The following is a 23,479-nucleotide window of genomic DNA, read 5'->3' on the forward strand; positions in this document are numbered from 1 at the left end:
GAGCGGGGCGCGAGCGTCAGGCGCGCCGGCGTCTGGTCGGTGTGGCGTGCTGCGGCGGCGCGTGCCGGGCGCCGCCCGGATTCAGGTGCCCACGCGCAGCGGCCCGGTCAGCTTGCGCAGCGCGGCGATGACGCTTTGCGCGGTGATGCGGCCAGTCTTGGGATTGGCCGAGGGGATGTTCTGGATTTCCATCGAGAACGAGGCCGAGTCCGAGTCCACCTCGACGCGGTGGATGTTGCGTTCCAGCGCCGGGTCGGCCCAGATTTCCAGCGTGGTCCGGTCCGGGCCGATGCCGGCCAGCGACACGCTGACCGCCACGTTCAGGTTGGCCGGGAAACCGACGGCGGCCTCTCGCGGCGAGCCGCGGAACACCAGGCGCGGCTCGGTGATGCCGGTCAGGTCGATGTTGTTGTCCGCCAGATAGGGGGCGCCCAGCAGGCCGCGCACGGGCTTGCGCGTGATCATCGTGACCGAATGGATTTCGCCTTCGGCGGCGGCGGTGATCGCGTCCAGTCCCAGGATGGCGCCGGACGGCACGATGATCTGGGCGCCGTGCTGGCGCGCCAGTTCGATCAGGTCGGCGTGGCGCAGCAGCGCGCCCGAGCTCAGCACCACCAGCTTCTTGCCGGCCCGCAGCACGGGCTCGGCCAGCTCGCGGAACACGGCGGCCGGCGCGCACTCCACCACCACGTCGCAATGCGCGTGCAGGTCGGCCAGGGTGCTGAAACGCGGCGGCTCGCGCCAGTCGAAGGCGGGCGGGGCCTTGGGGTCGCGCACGGCCACGGCCGCCAGGCTCAGGCCGGGCAGGCCGGCGTTCAGGGATTGCGCCACGGACTGGCCGATGGCGCCGAAGCCGGCGATGCCGACGCGGTAGCTGTTCATGAGGATCCTGCGGGCGTTCTGTGTGGGTGGGGCGCGGACGCAGTCGCGGCCGGCCTCAAAATGTAGCGAGCCCGCCGGCGAGGGTCAAGGCGGATCGCCGCGTAAACTTGCTTTTCGCTTTACTGGAGGCTCACATGCGCATTCTTCCCGAAACCCCCGCCGACATCGACGCGATCTTCGCGCTGACGCAAGCCGCTTTCGCGGACCATCCTCACAGCGAGCAGACCGAGGGCTACATCAATGACGCGCTGCGCCGCGCGGGCGCGTTGACCCTGTCGCTGGTGGCGCATGAAGACGGCCGCCAGGTGGGGCACGCGGCGTTCTCGCCGGTGACGATCGGCGATGGTTCGGCGGACTGGTACGGGCTGGGCCCGGTGGCCGTGCTGCCCGGCATGCAGGGCAGGGGCGTGGGCGCGGCGCTGATCCGCGAGGGCCTGGCGCGGCTGCGGGCGCTGGGCGCGGCGGGTTGCGTGGTGATGGGGGATCCGGCGTACTACCGCCGCTTCGGCTTCGAGACGCGACCGGACCTGCGCTACCCGGGCGTGCCGCCCGAGTACTTCATGGCCTTGGTCTACACGCGGCCGGCCAGCGGCGACGTGGCCTATCACGAGGCCTTCGCGGCGCGCGCGCCGCAACAGGGCGGCGCGGCTTGAGGGGCGGCGTCCAGGGCGGCTTGGGCCGCCCCGGACGCCAGTCGCGCCGGCTTCAGCGGATCGAGGTCTTCAGCATGGCGTCGCGCGCATGCCGCTCGCGCGCCAGCTCGATCAGCCGCGTGACCAGTTCCGGGTAGCTCATGCCGCTGGCCTGCCACAGCTTGGGGTACATGCTGATGCGGGTGAAGCCGGGCAGGGTGTTGACCTCGTTGACGATGACCTGGCCGTCCGACGTCAGGAACACGTCGACCCGCGCCAGGCCCGCGCATTCCAGCGCGCGGAAGGCGTCCAGCGCCACGCCACGGATCGTCTCGCTGGCTTGTGCGCTGATGTCCGCCGGCACCACCACGGCGGCGCCATCCTCGTCGATGTACTTGGTGTCGTAGGAATAGAACTCATCGCGCAGCACGATCTCGCCGCACACGCTGGCCTGCGGGTCGTCGTTGCCCAGCACGGCGCATTCGATCTCGCGGCCGACGATGGCCTGTTCCACCAGCACCTTGTGGTCGAACTGCAGCGCCAACGCCATGGCCTGCGTGAACTCGGCCTCGTTGCGCACCTTGCTCACGCCCACGGAGGATCCCATGTTGGCCGGCTTGACGAACAGCACCGGGCCGAGACGGGCGGCCAGCTCGGCGTAGCGGGCGCGCGCGGCGGTGGCGCGGGTATAGGATTCGAACGGCGCCACGGCCAGGCCGGCGGCCTGCAGCACGCGCTTGGTCATGGCCTTGTCCATGCACAGCGCCGAGCCCAGCACGTCCGAGCCGACGAAAGGCAGGTTGGCCAGGCGCAGCATGCCCTGCAGCGAGCCGTCCTCGCCCAGCGTGCCGTGCACGATGGGGAAGATCACGTCGATCTGGCCCAAGGCCGGCGCCGCGCCGCCGGCGCCCACCAGCTGGCGTTCCTGCTTGCCGGGCACCAGCGCGACCTCGATGTTGCTTCGGTTCAGCGCGATGAGGGCGGGATCCTCGGCATGCAGCAGATAGTTCGAGGCGTCGTTGACGTGCCACTGGCCCTGTTTGTCGATGCCGATCAGCACGGCTTCGTAGCGCTCCTTGTCCAGCGCGTCGACGATGTTCCTGGCCGATTGCAGCGACACCTCATGCTCCGCCGACTTGCCGCCGAAAATGATGCCTACCCGGGTCTTGCCGCTCATTGCTGTTCGTCCTTTTCTCGTATAGGAGAATTCTATCGGAGCCGCATATTATCCCCGCGCGCTGGCGGACGGATGCCGGATCTTGCGCATTGTGATGAAGTGCACAGTCTGTTTCGACATAGACAATCTGTTCTAGAAAAGTTATTCTAGAAAAAATTTTCTAGATCAAAGCCCCGCTTTCCCCGGACCCTCGCCATGCCCGCCAAGTCGCCTCCCCCCGCCAAACCCACCAGCGCCGAACTCGATGTATTGCAGGCCATCTGGGAAACCGGGCCCGCCACGGTCAAGCAGGTCCACGCCCACATGGCGGCGGAACGCGAGGACCTGAGCCATGCCAACGTGCTCAGGCAGATGCAGATCATGCACGGCAAGGGCCTGCTGACGCGCGACGAGAGCGAGCGTTCGCATGTCTATGCGGCCGCGCAGAGCCAGAAGGCCACGCAGGGCGGCTTGCTGAAGGATCTGATCCGCAAGGCCTTCGCCGGATCCGGCAAGGCGCTGGTGCTGGCCGCCCTGCGTGAAGGGCATGTGAGCAAGCGCGACCGGGCCGAGATCGAGGCGCTGCTGCGCGAGGAAAGCAAGGACGAGCCGCGCGGGGACAAGCGGTGAGCGGGCTGCTGCTGGGCGGCGCCTGGGCGCTGGGCACGGCCTTGCCGGCGTTTCTCTGGCAAGCCTTGGGCATCCATTGCGCCATGGCCGCGCTGCTGTCGCTGACCCGGCCGCGGGATGCGCGGCTGCGCTACGCGCTGTGCTGCGCCGGGCTGCTGCTGTGCGCGGCGATGTTCGCCGCCGATGTGGCGCATGCCTATCGCGCGTTGCCGGCGGCGGGGCCGGCGGACGCCGCGTCGCCGCTCTGGTCCGGAACGTGGCCGCTGTGGTGCGCCATGGCCTGGCTGGGCGGCGCGGCGCTGGCCGCCTTGCGCGTCTGGGCCGGCATGGCGTGGCTGCGGCGCCTGCTGCGCGCCAGCCAGCCCTGGACGGACGCGGCCTGGCAAGCCCGCGTCGCCGGCCTGGCGCGCCGCATGCGCCTGCGGCGAGAGGTGGGCCTGCGTCTCGTGCGGGGGCTTTGCACGCCGATGACGGCCGGCTGGTTCAAGCCGGTGCTGCTGGTGCCGGCGAACCTGGTCACCGGCATGCCGCCGGACCTGCTGGAGGCCTTGCTGGCCCATGAGCTGGCCCATGTGCGCCGGCACGATTATCTGGTGAACCTGCTGCAGTTCGCGGCCGAGATCCTGTTGTTCTTTCATCCCACGGTCTGGTGGCTGTCGCGGCGCATCCGCATCGAGCGCGAACGCATCGCGGACGACATGGCCGCCGCGCTTATCGGTCAACCGCGCCGGTTGGCGCTTGCCTTGAACGCCTTGAGCCAGGATGCCGACGCCGCGCCCGCGCCGGTGGCGCCGGCCGCGCGCGACGGCGATCTGCTGGACCGCATACGCCGCCTGACCCGGCCCGACAGCCTGCCGGCGCGCCGCGCCGTGGCCATGCCGGCGCTGGCCGCCATGCTGGCCGTGGCGATCGCCGGCGCCGGGGTCCAGGCCGGTCCGGCGGACGACGGCCGCGCCGACGCGGCCCGCCGGGCGCTGGCGCAATTGCCGGGCATCGACGCCCTGATCCAGTCCAGCGGCGCGTCGCATGTGCTGGTGCTGGACGCGCGTTCGGGCGACACGCTGGTCGGGGTGGCCGAGAACGAGGCTGTGCCCATCGCCTCGCTGACCAAGCTGATGACGGCGATGGTGCTGCTGGACGCGGCGCCCGACCTGTCTCAGCCGGTCCGCATCGACGAGCGCGACGCCGAGGCGGCGCGGGGCGGGGCGTGGCAGTTGCCGGTGGGGGCGGTCGCCCCGTTGGACACCATGCTGAAGCTGGCCTTGATGTCGTCGGACAATCGCGCCGCGCATGCGCTGGCGCGCAGCTATCCGGGCGGCGAGGCGGCCTTCGCGCGGGCCCTGCGGCGCAAGGTCGCCGCGTTGGGGCTGGAACACGCCCGCTTCGAGGACGCCATGGGGATCTCGCCGTCCAATCGCGCCAGCGCTGCCGATATCGGCAGGATCGTGAGCGCCGCCACGGCCTATCCGCAGATCGCGCTGGACACCACGTCGTTGGACGAGTCCGTGGGCATGGATGCCGGCGCGATTCAGTACCGCAACACCAATCCGCTGGTCGGACGGCAGGGCTGGGACATCCGCCTGTCCAAGACCGCGACGTCGGCCGAGGCCGGACGTTGCCTGGCCATGCGGGTGCAGGCCGGGGGCCGCGAACTCACGCTGGTGCTGCTGAACGGGCGGGCATTGCCCGCCTGAACCGCCGGCCGCGCCCCGCAGGGCTGCCCTGAAGAATTTCCAACCACGCTTCATTCACCATGCCTACACGCAGCCCCTTGCGCGCGCTCGCCGCCGCGCTGTCTCTTTCCGCCCTTTGCCTGCCCGCGCAGGCCCGCATGCTCTGCACCGTCGTGGCCGACGTCGCGGACGGACGCATCGTGTTCCAGGACGGCACGCAGGACGCCTGCGCGGCCCGCTATACGCCGGCGTCGACCTTCAAGCTCGCCATCGCCCTGATGGGCTACGACGCCGGCATTCTGCAGGACGCGCATGCGCCGGTCTGGGATTACCAGCCGAGCTACCCGGACTGGGGCGGCGACGACTGGCGCAAGCCTGTCGATCCGACGCACTGGATCAAGTACTCCGTTTTCTGGTATTCGCAGCAGATAGGCGAGAAGCTGGGCCTGGCGCGCCTGCAGCAATACACGACCGCGTTTGGCTACGGCAACCAGGATGTGTCGGGCCACCCGGGAAAGAACAATGGCACGCGGGGCGCCTGGCACGTATCGTCGCTGCGGATCTCGCCGCTGGAACAGCTCGATTTCCTGCGCAGGCTGGCAAGGCGGCAACTGCCGGTCAAGCCGCAGGCCTATGACATGGCGGAGATCCTGTTCGACGCAGGGGTCGATGCGGATGGCTGGAAGATCCATGGCAAGACGGGCACGGGATCGCCGGGCAGCTTCGGCGATTACGACCGCGAACACGCCTATGGTTGGTATGTGGGCTGGGCCCGCAAGAACGGTCGCGAGCTGGTCTTCGCCCGGCTGATCCAGGACGAGAAGGCGGCGAGGCCGAACGCCGGCATGCGCGCGCGCGAGCAACTGCTGGCCGGGTTGCCGGGCTGGCTGGGCGCGGCCGGACAGCGCTGAGGCCGCGATGATCGCTCACGCGCGCGATGCGCGGATCGACATGCTGCGCGGCGTGTCCATCCTGCTGGTGCTGCTGCATCACTTCAACATTCCCTATTCGTTGAAGGACACGGGGTTGGCCGCGTTGCTGGGCTGGCCGTTCCTGCACGCGCTCGCGCGCAACGGCAACTATGGCGTGACGATGTTCTTCGTGGTGTCGGGCTTCCTGATCACGCGCAACGCGCTGGACAGATGGGGCGGGCTGGATCGCATCCGGCCTGGGGCGTTCTACGCACTGCGGGCGGCGCGCATCCTGCCCTGCCTGCTGCTGGCCTTGCTGACGGTCGATGCGCTGGCCCTGGCCGGCGTGCCGATCTTCGGCAACCGGGCGGACGCGGCCGTGTCGCTGTGGACGGTTAATGCCGCTGCGCTGACGGCCTGGGTGAACGTGCTGATCGTTCAGCATGGCTGGATCAACTATCCGCTGGGCGTGCTGTGGTCGCTGTCCGTCGAGATGGCGTTCTACCTGTTATTCCCGCTGGTCTGCCTGGCGCTGCGCAGGGGCTGGACGCTGGCCGCGCTGGCGGCTGGGCTCATCGTCGCGGGGCCGCTGTACCGCCTGGCCAGCCAGGGCGAGGCCGGGGCGTATCTGTATGGCTATGCGGCCTGCTTCGACGCCATCGCCATGGGCTGCTGCGCTGCCGTGCTGGCGCGGCGCGGCCGGTTCGCCGTCCTTGGACGTCCGGCCGTGCGCGCGATCATCGGCGCGGCCATGGCGGGGCTGTACCTGGCCTGGCCCATCGGCCAGAGCAATGTGCTGGGCACGACCGCGATGGCGTTCGGCACGGCCTTGCTGCTGCTGGGCGGGGCCACGGCGTCAAGGGCGCATGCCCGGCCCTTGCGCGCGCTGGCCGCCTGTGGTCGGCTCAGCTACGAGATCTACCTGTTCCACCTGGTGGTGCTGGGCCTGATCCGGGGCTGGGCGCCGCCGGCGCTGGCGTCGGGCGACGCGCGGGTCGCGTTGCTGGCGGTCTATCTGGCGGCTTCCTGCGCGGCCGGCTGGCTGGTGGCGCGGTGGTGGTCGGAGCCGGCCAACGCCGCGCTGCGTCTGCACACTAGGGCATGAACTCGGCGCCGGTGTAGCCGCCGTCGATCTCCAGGCCGCCGGCCAGCCTGCCCGACCAGTCGTCCAGGGCGCGGCGTTCTTCCGCAGTGACGCCGGCGCCCAGCGCCAGGCGCAGCGAGGCCGCTTGCTCCAGGCCGTAGCGGGTGACGGCGCCGACCGCCAGCCGGCCGGCGGCATGGTCGGCCGCCGCCCGCTCCACGCACAGGCCGGAGTCGGCCAGTGCCGAGGCCAGATAGACCCGGGGATCGCGCGCCACCCAGTCGATCACGTTGCCGATCTGCCAGATGCCGGTTTCTCGGCAGGCGCGCGACACGCCATCGCGGCCGCCGTCCATCATGGCGAAGACCACGCGCGCGTCGCGCGCGGCAAGCGCCCGGGCCCATTCGTGCGCCCGCTCGGGATCATGCTGGTTGCCGCAGAAACCGGTGAGCGGATCGCGGCCGCTGGCGCGGCGCACGCCGTCGGCATACGCGGCGCGCCCCTTCAGGCCGGGGCGCACGCGTTCGCCGGACAGGTGAGCCGCGCGACCGTCCGCCGCGCGCAGGCCGGCCAGCACGCCGGCCAGGAAGGCGCTGTGTTCCTGCAGGATTTCGTAGGACGCGACGTTGGGCGCGGTCAGGCTGCCCTGGGTGACGGCGAATTGCGTGCGCGGAAAGCGCGGCGCCACCTCGGCCACGGGCGCATCGCCCTGGCCGCCATGTGCGATCAGCAGGTCCAGCCCCGGTTCGCACAGCGTGGCGATGCGCGCGGCGCGAGCCTGCGGATCGGTATCGGCGATCCATTCGATCCGCAGCGGCTGGCCGGCGCGCTCGGCGCGGCGCGCGCCCTCGACCGCGGCTTCGTTGAAGCCGCCTCGGCCCGGATGGCCAAACAGCGCCAGCACGCGGCGGGCGCTCACAGGCTGGCTCCGGTGGCGCGCACCACGGGTTCCCAGGCCTGGGCCTGGCGACGCACGAAGTCGGTGAATTCGGCGGGGGACTTGTCGGCCAGCACGAAGCCCTGGCCCTCCAGTTTCTCGCGCAAGGCCGGCTCGCGTAGCACGGCCGTCAACTCGGCGTGCAGCCGCTGGCGCACCGCGTCGGGCAGGCCCGCCGGGCCGGACAGGCCGATGAAATTCTCGGCCACCAGCCCCGGCAGGCCCAGTTCGCCCACGGCGGGAATGTCCGGCGCCTGCGGCACGCGCCGCTCGGTGGTGACGGCCAGCAGCCGCAGCTGGCCGGAGCGCAGATAGGGCAGGTTCTGCGGCAGCGCGTCCACGGCGAAACGGATCTGTCCGCCCAGCAGGTCGTTGCGCATCGCGCCCGAGCCCTTGTACGGAATGTGCTGCAGCGGCGCGCCGGTGGCGCGCGCATAGAGTTCGCCGACGATCTGGCCTACCGAGGCCAGGCCGCCGCTGCCGAACTGCACCGGCTGGTCCTGGGCCTTGATCCAGGCGGTCAGCTCGGCCAACGTGGCGACGGGCACGGACGGATGGATGACGAAGGCGGTGGGCACCGCGCCGATATAGGCCAGGTGATCGAAGCTGGCCAGCGCGTCGTAGCCGTGGCCGGGCATCAGCGCGGGCGAGATCGACAGCGGCGCCGAGTTCGACATGAGCAGCGTGTAGCCGTCGGCGGGCGCCTGCGCCACCAGCGCGGCGCCGATGGTCGAGCCGGCGCCGGGCTTGTTCTCGATGACCACGGGCTGGCCCAGCCGCTCGGCCAGCGCGGGCGCGATCAACCGCGCGGCGATGTCGCTGGCGCCGCCGGGCGGGAAGGTGACGACCAGTCGCAGCGGGCGCGCGGGCCAGGCGGCCGTGGCGGCGCGTCCGATGCGCGGACGCGCCAGGGGCAGCGCGAGCGCGCTGGCGATCATGAAGCGGCGTCGGGAGATGGGCATGCGGATTTCCTGCGTGGCGGCCCTTGGGGGGCAAAGGGCCGTACTGTAGGAAAGCGCCGCCGGGCAGACAAAGAATTTGTCGCCGTATGCTTATGTCGCGGGCATGAGCGTATGCGCGCGCGGGCATAAGGCGCGCGTCCTTGCGCATGCCCGCAAGGACGCGGGGCCGCCGGGCGGACCGGCGGCCGGGCGCGGCGTCAACTGCCCTGGCGCGCCTGCAGCATGTAGTCGACGGTCAGGTTCGACAGCGCGCGCACGCCGTTGATCAGGCCGGACTCATCCACGTAGAAGCGCGGCGAGTGGTTGGGCGCGGCCTTGTCCACGTCGGTGCCCTTGGGCGTGACGCCCAGGTAGAAGAACAGGCCCGGCACCTTCTGCTGGTAGAACGAGAAGTCCTCCGACGCGGTGGATTTGGGCTGCAGGCCGTAGTTGCCTTCGCCGGCCACGCGGCGCAGCGTGGGGCCCATCTTCTCGGTCAGGGCCGGCGGGTTGACGGTGGCGTTGTACAGCTCCACCACGCGCACGTCGGCCTTGGCGCCGGCGCTTTGCGCGATCATGTCGGCGGTGCGCGCGATGCGCTGGTGGATGTCCTTCTTCATGCCTTCGTCGTAGGTGCGGATGGTGCCGGTCATGGCGACGTTGTCGGGCACGATGTTCATGCGATTGCCGCCGTGGATCGCGCCCACGGTGATGACGGCCGGCTCCAGCATGCTGTTGATCTGGCGGCTGGGAATGGTCTGCAGGCCCAGGATGATCTGCGAGCTGACCACGATGGGATCGATGCCGGACCAGGGGCGCGCGCCGTGCGTCTGCTTGCCGGTGACGTCGATCCAGAACTGGTCGGCGGCGGACATCGCCGGGCCGCTGCGCCAGGCCAGCCAGCCGGCCGGATAGGCGCTGGAGGCGTGCAGGCCGAAGATGGCGTCGACCTTGGGATTTTCCATCACGCCTTCCTGCACCATCATCTTGGCGCCCCAGATCTTCTTGCCGTCGGGCTCGAAGTCGGCGGGGCTTTCCTCGGCGGGCTGGAAGATGAACTTCACGCTGCCGGGCAGCTCGTCCTTCATGCCGGCCAGCACCTCGGCCGTGGCCATCAGGATGGCGGTGTGCGTGTCGTGGCCGCAGGCGTGCATCACGTCCACTTCCTTGCCCAGGTAGGTGCCCTTGGCCTGGGACGCGAAGGGCAGGTCCACCTGTTCCTTCACCGGCAGCGCGTCCATGTCGGCGCGCAGCGCCACCACCGGACCGGGCTTGCCGCCCTTGAGCACGGCGACCACGCCGGTCACGGCCACGCCGGTCTTCACCTCCATGCCCAGCGCGCGCAGATGGTCGGCCACCAGCTTGGCGGTGCGCGTTTCCTGGTTGCCCAGTTCCGGATGCTGGTGGATGTCGCGGCGCCAGGCGATGAGCTTGTCCTCGATGGCCTTGGCGCGCTGGTCGATCTGCGCGGCCAGCGCCGCATCGGGCGCGGGCGTCAGCGGCCCCTGGGTGCCGGGCGCGCCTTGCGCGGCGGCCGGGCCGGACCAGGCCAGGTGCGCGGCCAGGGCCAGCGGGGCAAGGCGGAACAGGATGTTGCGGTGGCGCATGAAGGTCTCCTCTTTGTCGGTCTGCGGGTTGCGCTTGTTGTCGTCAACGTGTGCCCGTTAACGTGTTATTGGCCGCCGAGCTTACCGGAGCGGCGACGCGTCGTAGCGCGTTGTTACCGATGCTTAAGAAGAGGGGGTCTTAAATTCCGGGCCTTGAAATCTCTGTGCGCGATCAGGCGCCGGCCGTGCCGGCAAGCCGGGTTTTTCGCCGCGGCGCGGCGGCGCGGTTTCAGGCCGCGCGCAGCGCCGGCTTCTCGCCGCGAGCCGCCAGCGCGAGCATGGCGGCGGCCGCCAGCGAGGCCGCGCCCGCCACCGCCATCGCGAGGCTGAAGCCGCCGGCGAGCGCGTCGGCCAGCAGGGCGCGCGCGTCGCCCGCCGCCAAGGGCAGTTCGTGGCGCAGCACGGCGGCGCGCGCCAGCGCCAGCGCATCGGGCAGTCCCTGGCGCGCGAGCGCGCCGTTGAGCGCATCCACCGCGCGGGCGCTCATCAGCGCGCCGAGCAGCGCGATGCCGATGGTCATGCCGCTCTGGCGCAGCGCGTTCATGGTGGCCGAGGCCATGCCGGAACGTTCGCGCGGCACGGTGGCCATCACGGCCATGCTGGTGGCGGGCAGCGCCAGCCCGGAGCCCACGCCCAGCAGCACCATCAGCGCGCAGGTGAGCGCGTAGGGCGTATGCGCGTCCAGGCCGGTCATGCCCAGCATGGCCGCGCCGATCAGCGCGTAGCCGGCGATCATCAGCCGGGGCAGGCCGAAGCGCGGATTGAGTTTGCCGAACACGGTGGACGCGATGCCGGAGGCGATGAATTGCGGCGCCAGCTGCGAACCGGCGGCCAGCGGCGACAGGCCCTGCACCTGTTGCAGGTAGAGCGAGAAGAAGAACAGGCTGCTGTAGCCGGAGAAGCCCAGCACGAAGGATGCGAAGTTGGTCACTGCGTAGCCGCGGTCGCGGAACAGGCCCAGCGGCAGCACCGGCCGCCGCGCGCGCAGTTCCACGGTCACGAAGGCCGCCAGGCCGGCCGCCGCCAGCGCCAGCGCGAGGCCGGCCGGACGCGAGTCCCAGCCATGCTCGCCCGCGGCGATCAGGCCGTAGGCCAGCGCACCCAGCCAGACCACGCTCAGGGCCTGGCCCAGCGGATCGAACGCGGCGTGTTCGGGATGGGCGCTTTCGCGGATGCTCCACATGCCCAGCGCCACCGCCAGCGCGCCCAGCGGCAGGTTGATGAGGAATATGCTCTGCCAGCTGAAGTGCGCCACCAGCACGCCGCCGAGCACCGGGCCGGCGATCAGCGCGGTGGCGTTGCTGGAGGCCCAGATGCCGATGGCCTGGGCCCGCTCGCGCGGATCCGGGAAGGCCTGCGTCAGCAGCGACAGCGCGCCCGGTATCAACAGCGCGCCGGCCACGCCCTGCACGGCGCGCCCCGCCAGCAGCATGGGCAGGCCGCCGGCCAGCCCGCACATGGCCGACCCGGCGACGAACAGCAGCACGCCGGCCAGCCAGGAACGCTTGCGCCCATAGCGGTCCCCCAGCGGCCCCGCCGACAGGATGAAGGCCGACAGGCACAGCGCGTAGGCGTCCACCACCCATTGCAGCCCGGCCATGTCGGTGCGCAACGCCGCCTGCATCGCGGGCAAGGCGACGTTGACGATGCTGATGTCCAGGGTGGCGACGAAGCTGCCGAGATTGACGGCGACGAGCAGGGCGTGGCGGCGGGAAGCGTGCATGGCGGAAAGCGTGCTGCGGGTTGCGGAAGCCCCATTCTATTTTCCGACTGACCGGCGGTCAATGAATTTGATAATAATTCTCATCAACCTGAACAGAAGCTTGCAAGCCCCGCGAATCCACACCTATTCACTTTACAAAAGTCGCCCCTAGCGGCACATCACCGCGAGCGGGGCCGCGCGGAGCCGGCTTTGCCGGTCCGCAGCGGCGCCCCCTTGAGGGGGGAGCGCGTAGCGCTCGGGGGTGGGTCCATCCCTCCGGTCCGCCGCGGCGCCCCCTTGAGGGGGAAGCGCGTAGCGCTCGGGGGTGGGCCTATATCTTTGCAGCCATGCTGTTGTCGGCCAGCGCCTGCGCCTGTTCCCGCGACATGCCCAGGTGCTCGTACAGCGCGTGGAAGTTTTCGTTGACGTAGCCGCCGAAATAGGCCGGGTCGTCGGAGTTGACCGTGACCTTCACGCCCGCGTCCAGCAGCGACAGGATGTTGTGGTCGCGCATGTGCTGGAACACGCGCAGGCGGGTGTTCGACAGCGGACAGACGGTCAGCGGGATCTGTTCATCGATCAGGCGGGCGATCAGGCGCGGGTCTTCGGCCGCGCGCACGCCGTGGTCGATGCGCCGCACCTTGAGCAGGTCCAGCGCTTCCCAGATGTATTCGGGCGGACCTTCCTCGCCGGCGTGGGCCACGGCCGGCAGGCCCTCGGCGCGGGCGCGGTCGAACACGCGCTGGAACAGCCGTGGCGGAAAGCCCTTCTCGCTGCTGTCCAGGCCAACCGCGATGAAGGCGTCGCGGTAGGGCAGGGCCTGCTCCAGCGTGCGCATGGCGGCTTCCTCGGGCAGGTGGCGCAGGAAGCTCAGGATCAGGCCGCTGCTCACGCCCAGCTGCTTGCGGCCGTCTTCCAGCGCCTGGCTGATGCCGTTGAGCACGGTCTCGAAGGGCACGCCTCGGTCGGTATGCGTCTGCGGATCGAAGAAGGGCTCGGTGTGCACCACGTTCTGCTCTTGGCACTTCAACAGGTAGGCCCAGGTCAGGTCGTAGAAGTCCTGCTCGGTGCGCAGCACGTCGGCGCCGCGATAGTAGAGGTCCAGGAATTCCTGCAGATTGTTGTAGTTATAGGCCTGGCGCAGCGATTCGACGTCGGGCCAGGGCAGCGCCACGCCGTTGCGTTGCGCCAGGCTGAACAGCAGCTCGGGTTCCAACGACCCCTCCAGGTGCATGTGCAGTTCCGCTTTGGGCAGGGCGTTCAGCCAGTCGTACATAGGGGCTCCGGTCTTCGGGTAAGGCGTGGGGATGTGCGCGCCGTTGGCGGCAGGCAAGGCCGCGATCATATCCGGTATGGGATGACGGCCAAGGGCGCGGACCCGTCCGCGCCGCGCGTCGCGGGGCGGCCCGGACCTGCGCCGATTATTCTCCGCGCCGGGGCGCTTGGCAACGCGCGCCGGCGATTCGGATATAGTTCGTCGCCATGAGCCGCCGCGGGCGGCGCCAGCGGGAGCAACCATGATGTCCAGGCGGGAAGCGTCGAGAATCGCGCGTCGCATGACGGCCGGCGCCGCGCTCGTCGTCACGCTGGCCGCCTGTGGTTCGTCGCGGTTGGACGGGGTGCCCGTCGATTGGCCCGGCTTTCGCGAGCCGCGCCTGGCGACGGCGCCGTCCGAACCGGCGCAATGCCCGGACCTGACGGGACCGTACCGCATCCAGGGTGAGTTCAGGACCGGCGAGCGCGACGCATCGCTGGACGACCTGGGCCGCTTCCTGGCGTGGACGCTGTACCTGCCCGGCATGGGCGGGGGCGATTCCCGCGCCTGGAACCCCGCGCCCGGCGCGTCGGTGACCTTCGCGTCCGACGCTCAGGCCTGGCGGGCGCTGCTGCGGGACGGACGCGGCGGCAAGCTGGAGGGCCGGCTGCCGGGTGCCGCGTCGCCCGCCGGCGACCTGGTCGATCCGGCGCGCCAGCAGATCATGCTGGTCTCGGGCTGTGCGCAGGGTCGGCTGTGGATCAGCGCGCGCGAAGATTGGCGCCAGCATGAGTCCCAGGGCGTGCGCCGCCATGTGGCGATGCTACGGCCGGAAGGCGGCGGCCTGCTGCTGACCGTCAGGCGCGAGTCCGACAGCATCGGCATGCTGCTACCCTGGTACAGCAACGACAGCCGCGTGTCGCAATACTGGTTCGCGCCGGCCGGACCCTGATGAACGCGGCCGGGGCCGCGCGCGATGCTGCGCGGGCCGCCAGCTGTCTTCCATTTCCTTCGATGTGCCCATGACCGTAAAACGACTGACCTTCTGCGCCGTGCTGTTCCTGTTGTTCGTGCTGGGCGTGACCTGGTTCTGGCTCCAGCTCTTCGACACCCGCGCGCCGTCGCTGCGCGGCCAGGTCCAGGGCGAGAACGTCCATATTTATGGCGAATCTCCCCAGCACGACGCCGCCGTCAACCGCGCCTGGCTGGAAGAGGCCAGACGCGGCAATGTCGACGCGCAGTACACCATGGGCCTGATCATGGAACAGAGCGATCGCAAGGAGGCGCTGCGCTGGTACGAGGCCGCCGCCGCCCAGGGCTATCCGGCCGCGATCGAACGCCTGGAACAGTTGCGGGCCAAGCCCGTGCGGCGCTGAGCCTTGTCCGACGCAAGCCAGGCCCAGACTCTGGCCGCGCCGCTGCAGGCGCGCTTCGTCCACGGCCCGCTGCGCGGGCATGTGGTCGAAATGGTGCTGACCGGCTGGGCCAGCCTGCTGGCCGTGTTCGCGGTCGAATTCCTGTCCTTGCTGTACCTGGGCACGCTGGGCGAGGAAGCGATCCTGGCCGCCGTGGGGCTGGGGTCGATGACGCTGTTCACGGTGATGTCGGTCAGCATTGGCGTCACCGTGGGCGGCGCGGCCATGGTGTCGCGCGCGCTGGGGGCTGGCGACGGGCAGGGCGCGCGCCGCCTGGGCGGCGCCTCGCTCATCCTGATGACGGCGGCCACGGCCGTGGCGGGGGTGCTGTATCTGGCGTTCATCGGTCCGTATGCCGCCGCCGTCGGCCTGGAGCCGAGGGTGCGCGGCCATCTGCTGTCCTTCGTCTTCATTTCCACACCGTTCATGGTGGCGGGCGGGATCGGCATGATGCTGTCCAACCTGCTGCGCGCCCATGGCCGGGGCCGCCAGTCCATGTGGGTGCTGCTGGCCGGCACCGCGACCGTCGCGCTGCTGGATCCGCTGGTGATCTTCGTTTTCAAGGGTGGCCTGCAGGGTGTGGCCTGGGCCGGCGCCGTGGGACGCCTGGCCACCATGCTGCTGGGCGGCTGGCTGGTGTTCGGACGCCACCGGCTGGTGCGCTGGCCGACCCGTGGAGAGCTGCGGCCGGCGCTGGCCGCGATCGGCAGGATCGCCGCGCCCGCCGCCCTGACCGGCCTGGCCACGCCGGCGGCGGTGATCTTCGCCGCGTCCACCTATGCCGGCTTTGGCTCCAGCGTGATGGCCGGCGCCACGGTCATGGACCGGGTGCTGCAACTGGCCTATTCGATGTTCTTCGTGCTGCCCGGCGCCATCGGGCCGATCCTGGGGCAGAACCTGGGCGCGGGCAACTGGGACCGCATCCGCGAGACGGCCCGGCTGACCGCGAGGCTGGCGCTGGCTTACGGCCTGGGCATGGCCGTGCTGCTGGCGCTGCTGGCCCCGTTCATCGCGGACCTGTTCAAGGTCACCGGCCCAGGCCGCGACCTGGTGGTGTTCTTCTGTCGCTACGCCAGTTTCATCTGGGTGCTGAACAGCTTTTTCTTCGTGGCCGTGGCGGTATTCAACAACCTGGGCCACGCCGGCTACTCCACCGCCATCAGCTGGCTGCGCGCCACCGTGGGCACCTTGCCGCTGGTCTGGCTGGGCGCCCGCCTGGGCGGACCCGAGGGCGTGGTGCTGGGTCAGTCGGCCAGTTTCGCGCTGTTCAGCCTGGTGGCGCTGGCGCTGTGCCGGCGCGTGCTGCGCCGGCCTCCTCCCAGGCCGGCGGCGGCTGCCGCCGGACAGGCCACCGGCGGTTAGATTTCATCATCGGCACGCGGTACGATCGCGGCTGAGTCCGATTTTTAGGAATGCCATGTCCTTGCGCTCCATTCGTTTTCGAATCGATGCCTTTCCCCAGATCCTGCTGGCCGCCGCGCTGACCGCCGCCGCCGGCGCCGCGCAGGCCCAGCCCGCCTCGGCCACCGGTTCGCGCGCGCAGACGCCGGCGCCGGCCGCGCCTGCGCTGACACCCAAGCGCAGCTTCGACGACACGCCGCTGCCGGCCGCCACGCCCGCCGCCACACCCGCCGTCACACCCACGCCCGAATCCGCAACGCCGGCCGGAACCGGCGCGCTGCCGCCGCGCACCCCGGCGCCGGCCGCCGCGCCCGCGCCCGAGTCCGCGACTCCCGCCGGAACCGGCTCCCTGCCGCCGCGTACCGCCGCGCCGGCTCCCGCTACTGCGCCGACCGCCGTTCCCGCCGCCACCGCCGCGCCGGCGGCCACCGCCGATCCGGTCGTCATCATGCCGACGGCGGAGGACACCAAGGCCTGCCTGGACAAGCTGCGCAAGGGCGCCACGGCCAACGGGCTGACGCTCGCCGACTGGGACAAGTACACCGCCGGCGCCAAGCTGCTGCCGACCACGGTGTCCTCGGCCAAGGGCCAGCCCGAAGGCCGCGAGAGCTGGTGGGACTACATCGCCAAGACGGTCGACGACGAGCGCGTGGCCGACGGCAAGATGATGATGAAGAAGGTCGGCTCGCAGCTGAACACCATCGGCCAGCAGTATCAGGTCGATCCGGCCACGCTGGTCGCCATCTTCGGCATCGAGACCAATTACGGCCGCCAGATCGGCAAGACAAATGTGCTGAACGCCTGGCTCACGCGCGCCTGCACCGAGAACAAGCCGCTGTGGGAAAAGAACGCTTACGCCTCGGTGCGCCTGCTGCGCGACGGCGTGGTGCCCGCCGACAACTTCGTCGGCTCCTGGAGCGGCGCCTTCGGCATGACCCAGTTCATCCCGACCTCGTTCTACGAGCTGGCCGCCGATGGCGACGGCGATGGCCGCATCGACCTGTACAACTCGCTGCCTGACGCGCTGGCGTCCACCGCCAACCACCTGCGCAAGCGCCGCGCCAAGTGGACCATGGGCCTGCCGGCCGTGGTGGAGGTGCGCCTGCCCGCCGAGCTGGCCGCCACCATCCCGCCGGAGCCGGATGCCGAATATGTGGGCGCGAAAGACAGCCGCACGATCGCGCAGTGGGTCCAGGCCGGCGTGAAGCAGGGCAATGGCGCCGCGCTCAAGCTGTCCTCGGGCGAAGGCGAGCAGGCCTATCTGTTCGCGCCGACCGGTTCGCGCGGTCCGGTGTTCCTGGCGACCGTCAATTTCGACGCCATCCTGCACTACAACCAGTCGCGCCGCTACGCGCTGGCCGTGGCGCTGCTGCTCAACCGCCTGCAGGACCGCCCGGGCCTGGCCACGCCGTGGCCGACCGATGACCCCGGCCTGTCGCGCGCGCAGATCAAGGAGCTGCAGGACATGCTGTACGACTTCGGCCATGACGTCGGCGTGCCCGACGGCATCCCCGGCGCCAAGACCCGCGAGGCCGTGCGCGCCGAGCAGGAGCGCCGCAACCTGCCGCAGGACGGCCGCGTGGGCAAGCGCATCTACGACGCGGTCAAGGCCTCATGGCCGCCGTTGGCCGCGCCGGCGCGGCCGCCGAGCCAGCCCGGCCAGCAATGACCCGGGTGTCGGGCACCCAGGGTTATGGCGAGCACGCCATGGCCCTGGCCGAGCGCTACGAGAGCATCAGCTTTGCCGACGTGCACGCCGAAGTGGCCCACCTGATCCCGCCGGCGCCGGCCCGCATCGCGGACATCGGCGCCGGCTCGGGCCGGGACGCCGCGGCGCTGGCGCGCATGGGCCACCAGGTGATCGCGGTTGAACCCACCGCCGAGCTGCGCGCCGAAGGCCAGCGCCGCCATGACGTGCCGGGACTGGCGTGGAGCGATGATGCCTTGCCCGGCCTGGACGGCCTGCGGGCGCGTGGCGAGCGTTATGACCTGATCATGCTGACGGCGGTCTGGATGCATCTGGACGAGGACGAGCGCGTCGCAGGCATGGCCAGCCTGGCCGGGCTGCTGGCGCCGGGCGGCCAGATCCTGATGACGCTGCGCCACGGCCCGGTGCCGCCGGGCCGTCGCATGTTCGACGTGTCGGCTGCCGAGACCATCGCGCTGGCCGCGCGCCACGGGCTGTCCAGCCATCATCTGGGCACGCGCGGGGACATGCTGGATCGCGGCGACGTGCGCTGGAGCATGCTGGGGCTGAGGTGGTCATGAAGGCGCAGGACATGGCTGAGGGCGCAACGCGGACGGGGTTGCCCGACGCCTTCGTCACCGAGCGCCTGCGCGCCACGCGCATGACCGGGACGCACGGTGCTTTCGTGGCCGCCATGCACGCCGACGCGGCGTTGATGGCCACCATGGGCGGCACGCGCGATACGGCGGCCAGCCGGCGTTATCTGTTGCAGAACACCGAGCATTGGTCCCGGCATGGTTTCGGCATGTATGTGCTGAATGAGCGCGGCAGCGGCGCGCTGATTGGCCGCGCCGGACTCAAGCGTGTCGCGTCCGAGGCCGGGGCCCGTGATGGCGCGTCCGTGGCGGAGATCGCCTACGCCTTCGTGCCTTCGGCCTGGGGCCTGGGCTATGCCGGAGAGATCGCCCGCGCGCTCGTGGCCATGGGATTCGGCTTGCTGGAACTGTCCAGCATGACGGCGACCGTGCTGGCGTCGAACGGCGCCTCGCGCCGTGTGCTGGAGAAGGCCGGCTTGCGCTGCGCGGGCCAGGCGTCTTCCGTCACGGGTGAACCCAAGCTGCGCTATGAACTGGGTCGGGGGCAATGGCAGGAGGGCGAGTCTGTCTCAACCGGCGCGGACCTGGGCGGCAAGCCTGGCGGCGCCGCGCCGGAGCGCTAACATTCCGTCATGAACATCCGCGCCGTACCCCCGATCGACCAGGACCCGCCGCCCGTTCCTCCCGAGGCGCCCGCGCCCGAGGAATGCTGCAACAGCGGCTGCATACCCTGTGTGTACGACCTCTACAACGAGGCGATGGACCGCTATCGCGACGAGCTGAAGGCCTGGAAGGCGCGTCATCCCGAGGCCTAGCGTGTGGTCCCGCGCAGGCTTGCGGGCGCATCCGCCCGGCAGCACAGCCTGATCGGGCCGCGAGGGAGCGGCGCGTCTTGGCGCAAGACCGCCGGCGGGTTTCAGCCCGCCAGTTTCATGTGGATGATGGGGAAGGGCTGGCCGGCCTCGTCGTGTTCCGAGCGGCCGACGTCGACGAAGCCGTAGTGCCGGTAGAAGCCGATGGCTTGCGGATTCTGCTCGTTCACGTCGACTTGCAGCGAGCCGTGCAGCGAGAGCGCGAAATTCAGCAGGCGCCGTCCCGCGCCCTTGCCGCGCTTGCTGGCGTCCACGAACAGCATGTCCACCTTGTTGCCCTTCAGGCCGATGAAGCCGGCGATCTCGCCGGCCTCGTCCTCACAGACCCAGACCCGCACGGCGGGCAGGCGCACGTTGAGCACCTGCGGGTACAGCGCCTGGATGTCCTTTTCGGTCAGGAAGGCATGGGTGGCGCGGACGGACCTGAGCCAGATGTCCACCAGGGCCAGATCGTCGCCGTGGTTGCGTTCTCGGATGTTCATTTTCTTATTGATTCTGTATGTCGGGCGCCGGCCGGTCGGCGCCGTGTCGCGTGTCGCTAAAGCCCTGAACGATAGATGTCGGTTGCCGCCAGCACGGTTTCCATCTGGACAGTATGCGCGAAAACATAGCGGTCGCCGTAGACGGTTTCATCCGGAAACTCGGAGATCAGCGCCATGGGCAATTCCTCGCGGTCCGTTTCCGTGACCTGCACCGGGATGCCGTTCATTACCGCGAATCCGGTTTCGAGCGCATGCGCGCGGAACAGTTCCAGCTGCCGGGCATTGAATTCCACCAGCCCGGGCACGTTGCGGGCCAGCCGGGCCGTGACGCCCTCGATCAGCCGGCGCGCGCGTTCGCCCCAGCCGGGGTGGTGGCGCAGCACCAGGAAGAAGCCTTTCGGGATGGTCCACAGCTCGAAATGGCGCGGCAGGTAGCCTGACAAGGGGCGCGTCCATTCATGGGCGGGATAGCCGTGCAGGTTGATGTGCAGCTGGGCTCCGCTGATGGCGTGCGCCTGGTGGCGGCCGTCGCGCTCGAAGAACGGCGCGCGCTCGCGGTAGGCGATGTCGTCGCCCAGCGCGCTGTAGCGCGAGGCGTGCAGCATGTGGCGCGGATGCTGCTCGCGCAGGCGCGCGAAGAGGGCGTAGCCGTCCGGATTCTCGGCGGCGATCAGCGCGAAGTGGCCCTTGCCGCTGGCGGCCAGCGCCTGCGCCGCGCGCAGCGCGCCGACCACGCCGGAGGTTTCGTTGGCGTGCTGGGCGCCGGAAATGAAGACGGCGGGACCGGGGCCGCGCAGGTAGGTGCCCAGCACCGGCCGGCCCTGGCGCGAGGTGGCCTGGAACGTGTCGCCGCCCAGGGCCGCCATGCAGCCGGCGATCTGCGCCGCCGATAGTGGCTCGCGCGCCTGCGCCAGCGGGAAGCCGGGCAGGGCGGGCGCGACCGCCGATATGGGCGTGAAGGCTTCGACCGAGATGCGCACGCGCGCGGCGCCGTCGTGGCGGCGCACGTCGGGAATGATCTGACCGGGCTGCAGGCCGCGGTCGCCGGGCGGGCGGCCGGAATGCTGCTGGAAGTGTTCCAGCAGCGAGAAGTACAGGTCCTCGTGCAGCGCCTCGTAGGTGCTGACGATTTCCTCGTCGACCGGCAGCGCGAAGTCGATGCCTGGCAGGTCGACGCGGATCTCCAGGCGCTCGAAGTAGGGTTCGTGGGCGCCCCAGGCATGGTTGCGCACCGCGTCGACGGCGGCGCGGAACGCCAGTTGGTACTCGGTGGCCTGGGCGGCGTCGACGCGGGTCTCGCCGGCGGCGTCGCGCACGCGCAGCCAGCCGGTGGGCGACAGTTCGGCCACGCCGTCCGGCGCATGGCCGAGCTGGTTGGGCGCGAACACGCGCGATTGGATCTCGCGGCCGTCGGCGTAGCGCAGGTCGACGTCATAGTGCAGGTCGGACGCGCCGGGCTGCAGTGTCACGCGCACGCCGTCCAGCAGGGCGACCAGTGGATAGGCCTCCAGCGTGAAGCGCTTGGCCTGGGCGTGTTCGTGCAGGGGATAGCGGATCTCGGCGGCGACCAGGCCGTCGCGCTCGACCTCTTCCAGGAAGTAATGCAGCAGCGGCTTGTAGGCGCTGCGAAAGCGCGCCTGCACGCCGGCCTGGGCCAGGCGGGCCTCGGCGGCGCGGCGCGCCTGGGCGTCCTCGAACAGCCAGCCCTCGAGGTGCGCGCCGCGCCAGGCCGGCGCCATGTAGGCGTGGGTCCAGGCGTCCAGCGTGCGGTCGAATGTTTTGTCCAGCAATGACATGCGTGTGTTCCTTGGAGGCCTAGGCCTTGCCGGTGGGATCGAGGCGGTCGCGCAGCCAGTCGCCCAGCAGGTTCAGGCCCAGCACCGTCAGCATGATGGCCAAGCCGGGGAAGACGCTGACCCACCATGCGGTCTGCATGTAGGTGCGGCCGTCGGCAAGCATACCGCCCCAGCTCGGGATCATGGGATCCACGCCCAGGCCCAGGAAGGTCAGGCTGCTTTCCAGCAGGATATTGTTGGCGACGTTCAGCGTCATCAGGATGACCAGCGGGCCCAGCAGGTTGGGCACGATGTGGTGGCGGATCATGGCCAGGTCGCGCACGCCGAAGGCGCGCGCGGCCAGCACGAACTCGCGTTCGCGCAGCGCCAGCACCTGGGCGCGGACCAGCCGCGCGTACTGCACCCATTGCGAGATGATCATGAAGAAGATCACGTTGAACAGGCCGCCGCCCAGGATGGCGATGAACGTGATGGCCACCAGGATGAAGGGCAGCGCCAGCTGCACGTCGGCGAAGCGCATCACGATCATGTCCCAGAAGCCCCGGTAGTAGCCGGAGATCAGGCCCATGATGATGCCCAGCAGCGCGCCGCCCAGCACCGAGGCGAAGCCGACCAGCAGCGAAATCTTGCCGCCGACGATGACGCGGGCGAGCACGTCGCGGCCCAGCGGGTCGGTGCCGAAGGGGTGGGCCGCGCTGGCGAAGGGCGCGGTCAGGCGGGCGGCCAGGTCCATGGATTCGCCGCCGTCGGGGAACAGCCAGCCCGAGGCCAGCACCAGGAGGATCATGACGCCGGTCAGGCAGGCGCCCAGCACGAACTCCAGCGAGCGGTAGCGGCTGCGCGGCTTGGCGGCCTTGGGGGCGACGGTGGTGGTAGTGGTCTGCATGGGGCTCAGCGCGTGCGGATACGGGGATCGACGATGCCGTAGGCGATGTCGACGATCAGGTTGACCAGGACGATGACGGCGGCCAGCACCGTGACCGTGCCCTGCAGCACGGGGTAGTCGCGGCCGGAGATGGCGTCGAACGCCAGCGTGCCCAGGCCGGGCCAGTTGAACACCATCTCGATGACCACGATGCCGCCGATCAGGCCGCCGAACTGCAGGCCCAGGTAGGTGATGAGCGGAATCGCGCAGTTGCGCAGCGCGTGCTTGTACAGCACCACGCGCTCCTTCAGACCCTTGCTGCGCGCGACCATGATGTACTGCGCCGACAGCGTTTCCAGCATGGTGGTGCGCACCAGGCGGATGTTGGTGGCGCTGAGGATGATGGCCATGGTCAGCGACGGCAGCACCAGGCTGGCCGGGCCGCTCCAGCCCGAGGGCGGCAGCAGCGGGAAGGTGATGGACAGCAGCAGCACCAGCATCAGCGCCAGCCAGAAGTTGGGGAACGACAGTCCCACCAGCGACAGGATGCGGATGGCCTGGTCGGTGGGCTTGCCGCGCTTGATGGCGGCCTGGATGCCCAGCGGCAGCGAGATCAGGATCGAGGCGATCAGCGAGCTGAAGGCCAGCATCAGCGTGGCGGGCAGCGCGTCGCCGATCAGCTTGGCGACCGGGGTGCCGCCCATGAAGCTGCGGCCGAAGTCGCCGTGCAGCAGGCCCTGCATGTAGGACAGGTACTGTTCGTGGAACGGGCGGTTCAGGCCCAGCGCCTGGCGGATGTTGGCCAGGTCCTGCTCGGTGACGCTGCCCGAGCCCTGGCTGAGCATCAGCGCGGGGTCGCCGGTCAGGCGCACGGCATAGGAAACGAGCAGCGTGACGGCCACGATCACGAAGACCGCCTGCAGCACGCGTTTGATGAGAAATCCGGTCATAAGGC

At 70.3% G+C, this 23,479-nt stretch carries 23 protein-coding genes; 12 read left to right on the forward strand and 11 right to left on the reverse strand.

All coding sequences use genetic code 11. The annotated features are described in order from the left end of the window. Window positions 1–81: 81 nt before the first annotated feature. A complete protein-coding gene (locus tag C2U31_RS16625; RefSeq protein WP_103273768.1) occupies window positions 82–882 on the reverse strand; it encodes an aspartate dehydrogenase in 801 nt (266 codons plus the stop codon). 134 nt (window positions 883–1,016) lie between these two features. On the opposite strand from C2U31_RS16625, the gene C2U31_RS16630 reads away from it, so the two are divergent. After that, window positions 1,017–1,535: a GNAT family N-acetyltransferase gene (locus C2U31_RS16630; RefSeq protein ID WP_103273769.1), complete on the forward strand. Its 519-nt coding sequence runs from the start codon at window positions 1,017–1,019 to the stop codon at window positions 1,533–1,535. Between the two features lie 52 nt (window positions 1,536–1,587). Here C2U31_RS16630 and ddlA read toward each other — a convergent pair whose 3' ends face one another. Then, window positions 1,588–2,691 (reverse strand): D-alanine--D-alanine ligase, encoded by a 1,104-nt coding sequence (gene ddlA, locus C2U31_RS16635; RefSeq protein WP_103273770.1) that lies wholly within the window; start codon window positions 2,689–2,691, stop codon window positions 1,588–1,590. 195 nt (window positions 2,692–2,886) lie between these two features. Between ddlA and C2U31_RS16640 the strand changes: the two genes are divergently transcribed. The 4 genes from C2U31_RS16640 to C2U31_RS16655 are packed head-to-tail and all read left to right on the forward strand — an operon-like array spanning window position 2,887 to window position 6,989. Continuing rightward, window positions 2,887–3,300 (forward strand): BlaI/MecI/CopY family transcriptional regulator, encoded by a 414-nt coding sequence (locus C2U31_RS16640; RefSeq protein ID WP_103273771.1) that lies wholly within the window; start codon window positions 2,887–2,889, stop codon window positions 3,298–3,300. Next, window positions 3,297–4,994, forward strand: a complete 1,698-nt coding sequence (locus tag C2U31_RS16645) for a M56 family metallopeptidase (RefSeq protein ID WP_103273772.1) — start codon at window positions 3,297–3,299, stop codon at window positions 4,992–4,994. Before C2U31_RS16640 ends, C2U31_RS16645 begins: the two co-directional genes overlap by 4 nt. 59 nt (window positions 4,995–5,053) lie before the next feature. After that, complete coding sequence (gene blaOXA / locus C2U31_RS16650; RefSeq protein ID WP_103273773.1) at window positions 5,054–5,884, forward strand: OXA-1238 family class D beta-lactamase; 831 nt, start codon at window positions 5,054–5,056, stop codon at window positions 5,882–5,884. 7 nt (window positions 5,885–5,891) lie between these two features. After that, window positions 5,892–6,989 carry an acyltransferase gene (locus C2U31_RS16655; protein ID WP_103273774.1) on the forward strand — a complete coding sequence of 366 codons (1,098 nt, stop codon included), beginning with the start codon at window positions 5,892–5,894 and terminating at the stop codon, window positions 6,987–6,989. On the opposite strand, the gene C2U31_RS16660 is transcribed toward C2U31_RS16655, so the two are convergent. The 5 genes from C2U31_RS16660 to C2U31_RS16680 form a co-directional block, all read right to left on the reverse strand. Beyond that, window positions 6,979–7,887, reverse strand: a complete 909-nt coding sequence (locus tag C2U31_RS16660; protein ID WP_103273775.1) for a BMP family ABC transporter substrate-binding protein — start codon at window positions 7,885–7,887, stop codon at window positions 6,979–6,981. The genes C2U31_RS16655 and C2U31_RS16660 overlap by 11 nt on opposite strands. After that, window positions 7,884–8,867, reverse strand: a complete 984-nt coding sequence (locus C2U31_RS16665; RefSeq protein ID WP_103273776.1) for a tripartite tricarboxylate transporter substrate binding protein — start codon at window positions 8,865–8,867, stop codon at window positions 7,884–7,886. Before C2U31_RS16665 ends, C2U31_RS16660 begins: the two co-directional genes overlap by 4 nt. Before the next feature lie 197 nt (window positions 8,868–9,064). Then, window positions 9,065–10,453: an amidohydrolase gene (locus C2U31_RS16670; RefSeq protein ID WP_103273777.1), complete on the reverse strand. Its 1,389-nt coding sequence runs from the start codon at window positions 10,451–10,453 to the stop codon at window positions 9,065–9,067. 229 nt (window positions 10,454–10,682) lie between these two features. Next, window positions 10,683–12,176 carry an MFS transporter gene (locus C2U31_RS16675; RefSeq protein WP_103273778.1) on the reverse strand — a complete coding sequence of 498 codons (1,494 nt, stop codon included), beginning with the start codon at window positions 12,174–12,176 and terminating at the stop codon, window positions 10,683–10,685. Window positions 12,177–12,486: 310 nt separating this feature from the next. Next, complete coding sequence (locus C2U31_RS16680) at window positions 12,487–13,431, reverse strand: adenosine deaminase (RefSeq protein ID WP_103273779.1); 945 nt, start codon at window positions 13,429–13,431, stop codon at window positions 12,487–12,489. 241 nt (window positions 13,432–13,672) lie between these two features. On the opposite strand from C2U31_RS16680, the gene C2U31_RS16685 reads away from it, so the two are divergent. From C2U31_RS16685 to C2U31_RS16715, 7 genes are all read left to right on the forward strand, one after another. Continuing rightward, the gene (locus C2U31_RS16685) at window positions 13,673–14,362 is read left to right on the forward strand and encodes a hypothetical protein (RefSeq protein ID WP_233772404.1); all 690 of its coding nucleotides are present in this window, start codon (window positions 13,673–13,675) and stop codon (window positions 14,360–14,362) included. Window positions 14,363–14,432: 70 nt separating this feature from the next. After that, window positions 14,433–14,786, forward strand: coding sequence for a hypothetical protein (locus C2U31_RS16690; RefSeq protein ID WP_103273781.1), 354 nt, complete (start codon window positions 14,433–14,435; stop codon window positions 14,784–14,786). A gap of 3 nt (window positions 14,787–14,789) precedes the next feature. Further along, window positions 14,790–16,187: an MATE family efflux transporter gene (locus tag C2U31_RS16695; RefSeq protein ID WP_233772405.1), complete on the forward strand. Its 1,398-nt coding sequence runs from the start codon at window positions 14,790–14,792 to the stop codon at window positions 16,185–16,187. A 55-nt stretch (window positions 16,188–16,242) separates the two neighbouring features. Further along, the gene (locus tag C2U31_RS16700) at window positions 16,243–17,895 is read left to right on the forward strand and encodes a lytic murein transglycosylase (RefSeq protein ID WP_103273782.1); all 1,653 of its coding nucleotides are present in this window, start codon (window positions 16,243–16,245) and stop codon (window positions 17,893–17,895) included. Further along, window positions 17,892–18,494 carry a bifunctional 2-polyprenyl-6-hydroxyphenol methylase/3-demethylubiquinol 3-O-methyltransferase UbiG gene (locus tag C2U31_RS16705; RefSeq protein WP_103276415.1) on the forward strand — a complete coding sequence of 201 codons (603 nt, stop codon included), beginning with the start codon at window positions 17,892–17,894 and terminating at the stop codon, window positions 18,492–18,494. Before C2U31_RS16700 ends, C2U31_RS16705 begins: the two co-directional genes overlap by 4 nt. An 11-nt stretch (window positions 18,495–18,505) precedes the next feature. Beyond that, window positions 18,506–19,132, forward strand: coding sequence for a GNAT family N-acetyltransferase (locus tag C2U31_RS16710; protein ID WP_103276416.1), 627 nt, complete (start codon window positions 18,506–18,508; stop codon window positions 19,130–19,132). A 9-nt stretch (window positions 19,133–19,141) separates the two neighbouring features. After that, the gene (locus C2U31_RS16715) at window positions 19,142–19,324 is read left to right on the forward strand and encodes an oxidoreductase-like domain-containing protein (protein ID WP_103273783.1); all 183 of its coding nucleotides are present in this window, start codon (window positions 19,142–19,144) and stop codon (window positions 19,322–19,324) included. Between the two features lie 101 nt (window positions 19,325–19,425). Here the strand turns inward: C2U31_RS16715 and C2U31_RS16720 are convergent, their stop codons facing one another. Genes C2U31_RS16720 through C2U31_RS16735 form a run of 4 tightly spaced genes read right to left on the reverse strand, consistent with a single transcriptional unit; the run spans window position 19,426 to window position 23,474 of the window. Then, the gene (locus C2U31_RS16720; protein WP_103273784.1) at window positions 19,426–19,863 is read right to left on the reverse strand and encodes an acetyltransferase; all 438 of its coding nucleotides are present in this window, start codon (window positions 19,861–19,863) and stop codon (window positions 19,426–19,428) included. A 56-nt stretch (window positions 19,864–19,919) separates the two neighbouring features. Next, the gene (locus C2U31_RS16725; RefSeq protein ID WP_103273785.1) at window positions 19,920–21,659 is read right to left on the reverse strand and encodes a peptidase M14; all 1,740 of its coding nucleotides are present in this window, start codon (window positions 21,657–21,659) and stop codon (window positions 19,920–19,922) included. Between the two features lie 19 nt (window positions 21,660–21,678). After that, complete coding sequence (locus C2U31_RS16730; protein WP_103273786.1) at window positions 21,679–22,545, reverse strand: ABC transporter permease; 867 nt, start codon at window positions 22,543–22,545, stop codon at window positions 21,679–21,681. Between the two features lie 5 nt (window positions 22,546–22,550). After that, window positions 22,551–23,474: an ABC transporter permease gene (locus C2U31_RS16735; RefSeq protein WP_103273787.1), complete on the reverse strand. Its 924-nt coding sequence runs from the start codon at window positions 23,472–23,474 to the stop codon at window positions 22,551–22,553. Window positions 23,475–23,479: the final 5 nt, after the last annotated feature.

Source organism: Achromobacter sp. AONIH1, from assembly GCF_002902905.1.
In the GTDB taxonomy this organism is placed as follows: domain Bacteria; phylum Pseudomonadota; class Gammaproteobacteria; order Burkholderiales; family Burkholderiaceae_B; genus Achromobacter.